The 2,934-nt window shown below is 68.1% G+C and carries 3 protein-coding genes; all 3 read left to right on the forward strand.

Features of this window, described 5'->3' with window-relative positions:
* The first annotated feature begins 107 nt into the window (after nucleotides 1-107).
* From CA236_RS18535 to CA236_RS18545, 3 genes are read left to right on the forward strand one after another with little or no spacing between them, the layout of a single operon-like run.
* Complete coding sequence (locus CA236_RS18535) at nucleotides 108-566, forward strand: transposase (protein ID WP_241212750.1); 459 nt, start codon at nucleotides 108-110, stop codon at nucleotides 564-566.
* Nucleotides 563-916 (forward strand): IS66 family insertion sequence element accessory protein TnpB, encoded by a 354-nt coding sequence (gene tnpB / locus CA236_RS18540; protein WP_125946708.1) that lies wholly within the window; start codon nucleotides 563-565, stop codon nucleotides 914-916. The genes CA236_RS18535 and tnpB overlap by 4 nt, the downstream gene beginning before the upstream one ends.
* 57 nt (nucleotides 917-973) lie before the next feature.
* Entirely contained in the window at nucleotides 974-2,602 is a 1,629-nt protein-coding gene (locus tag CA236_RS18545) for an IS66 family transposase (RefSeq protein ID WP_241212751.1), read from the forward strand.
* Nucleotides 2,603-2,934 lie beyond the last annotated feature (332 nt).

Consider the following 2,934-nt stretch of genomic DNA (forward strand, 5'->3'; position numbering starts at 1 on the left):
GTAAGCGTCCGGTAAGCCGCGTGTTGTTCAAGCCGGCGTAGCCGTTGATGTCTGGACCTGTGGTGGTCTCCTTCTGGAGTCCAGAAGGAGGTCAGGAGATGGGGCGGATGGAGGTCATCACCCGGACGGAGCGCCGGCGGACCTACAGCGAGGCGGAGAAGGCGGCGGTGGTCGCTGAGGCGTCGGGGCCGGGCATGACGGTGCGGGAGCTGTCGCAGCGGCTCGGCATTGCCGAGAGCCTCATCTACAACTGGCGCTCAGCGCAGCGGAAGGCGGCGAGCATCGCCAGCGAGCCGTTGCAGTTCATCCCGTATGGCGTGGTGACGGACGCTGCGGCCGCAGGGCCTGCCATGGCGCTGAGGCCGGTGCCGACCACACCCGCGCCGGCACCGGCCAAGCCGTCGCTGCCTGCCGCAGCGACGGATGACCTGGTCCGCCCTCATCCGGGTGCGCGGCCAGGAGGCATCGACATCGACCTGCCGAGCGGCGTGCGGCTGAGCGTGGACAGCTACGTCAATGAGAAGGCGCTCGCCCGCGTGCTGCGGGCGCTGGGGCATGCGTCGTGATAGCGCTGGCGCCGGGCACCAAGGTGTATCTCGCCTGCCGGCCGGTGAGTATGCAAAAGGGCTTCGACGGGCTGACCGCGCTCGCCAGCCAGGTGCTCGGCGCTGACCCGTATTCGGGCCACCTGTTCCTGTTCCGGGGCAAGCGCGGCGACTACCTCAAGGCGCTGTACTGGGATGGCTCGGGCATGTGCCTGTTCGCCAAGCGGCTGGAGAAGGGCCGGTTTGTTTGGCCGCCACTGGTCGATGGCGGCATCGTGCTGAGCCCTGCGCAGCTGGCGCTGCTCATTGAGGGCATCGACTGGCGACGCACCGTGGCGCCGGCCCCGGTGAGCGCGCCGACCCTCGTCTGAACGGCGCTTTCCTGCCGTTTTCGCTTGGCGTGAGTCTGGCCGGTGGTAGGATGGGCCATGTCGCTGGCGACGGTCGATCTCCCCTCCGACCCGGACGAGCTGCGCGCCTTCGCACAGGCGTTGCAGGACCAGTTGGCGACCGTCGAACATGCCCGCGTCGTTACCGCTGCGGAGCTTGCCAGCACCGCTGCCGAGCTGCGCGCGGCCAAGGCGACCATCCAGCTGACCGCGCTGGAGATCGAGAAGCTCAAGGTCCAGCTGGCGCGCCTCAGGCGCATGCAGTTCGGCCAGTCGTCCGAGCGGCTCAACCGTGAGATCGAGCAGCTGGAGCTGCGGCTGGAGGAACTGGAGACGGTCGAGGCCGAGACGACCAGCGCGTCCGCTGAGACCGGCGTGCCGCCACCCGCCCGCGAGAAGCGCAAGCCCAAGCGCCTGCCGCTGCCCGACCACCTGCCGCGCCACGAGGTCGTCCACGCCGCTCCGCATGCGGACGGCTGCGGCGCATGTGGCGGCACCATGTCGGCGCTGGGCGAGGACGTGACCGAGGTGCTGGAGTATGTGCCCGGCCGCTTCCAGGTCGTGCGCCACGTCCGCCCCAAGCTCGCCTGCCAGCGTTGCGACGCCATCACCCAGGCGCCGGCACCGTCACTGCCCATCCCACGCGGCAAGGCGGGACCTGGCCTGCTCGCCCATGTGCTGGTGTCCAAGTACGCCGACCACCTGCCGCTCTACCGGCAGGCGGAGATATACGCCCGTGAGGGCGTCGACCTCGACCGCTCGACCATGGCGGACTGGGCAGGCCAGGTCAGCTGGCTGCTCCAGCCCCTCGTCGACCACATCCGCGCCCACGTGTTCGCGGCCGACAAGATCCACACCGACGATACGCCCGTTCCGGTGCTGGCGCCGGGCACCGGCAAGACGAAGACCGGCAGGCTCTGGGTCTATGCCCGCGATGACCGGGGCTGGCAGGGTGTCGGTCCGCCGGCAGCGGCCTACTTCTACACGCCCGACCGCAAGGGCGAGCGGCCCCGCGCGCATCTGGCCAGGTTCAGCGGCTTCCTGCAGGCCGACGGCTATGCTGGCTATGACCAGCTGTATGATGGACGCCGACAGCCCGGTCCCATTGTCGAGGTGGCGTGCTGGGCGCACGTCCGGCGCAAGATCTACGATGTGTGGAAGGGGACCGGCTCGACCACGGCGCGCACCGGCGTCAGCATGATCGACCTGATATACGAGGCGGAGGAGTTGGGACGCGGGCTACCGCTGGAAGACCGGCTCGAACGACGTCGGGTCGTCAGGGTCGGCGTGGACGGCTTTTTCAACTGGGCCGAGGACACCTTGCGCCGCATCTCGGGCAAGGGCGCATTGGCAGACGCCATCCGCTATGCCGTGAAGCGGCGCGCGGCGCTGACCCGCTTCTGCGACGATGCCCGGCTTGAGGCGGACAACAACCGGGCCGAGAACTGTCTCCGGCCCGTCGCGCTCGGGCGCAAGAATTACCTGTTCGCCGGTTCCGACAAGGGCGGCGAGCGGGCAGCGGCGATCTACACGCTCATCCAGACCGCCCGGCTCAACTTTGTCGACCCGCAAGCCTGGCTGCGCGACGTGCTCACCCGCATCGCCGACGGGCACCCCGCCAACCGCATCGGCGAGCTTGCGCCGTGGATCTTCTCGACGCCCGATTAAATCCTAGGGCGTTCGCCTCGGCGAAGTGCGTTCGCTCGCCGGATGCAGTACATCCATACGGGTACTGGCGACAGCGCCATAGCGATGAGCACGATGGCGGTAAGAAGGTCAGCGTAGCCTGCATCGAAGCCGAAGAATGCGAAGGTGAACCACACCATCCAGAGCATGATCAGCGTGTAGCCTGCTGCTGACAGCAATAGCCCGAACTCTAGAAGCCTGGTCATTCGACCACGTTACCTCACCCATGTGCATGCGCAATAAGCCGCTGTCTGACCTTGGTACCGTTCTCGGCCAGCCACCCTCATTCCCGACGGCGATGCCCGGACGCTTAC

The organism is Sphingomonas sp. ABOLG, assembly GCF_003950435.1.
Lineage (GTDB): Bacteria > Pseudomonadota > Alphaproteobacteria > Sphingomonadales > Sphingomonadaceae > Sphingomonas > Sphingomonas panaciterrae.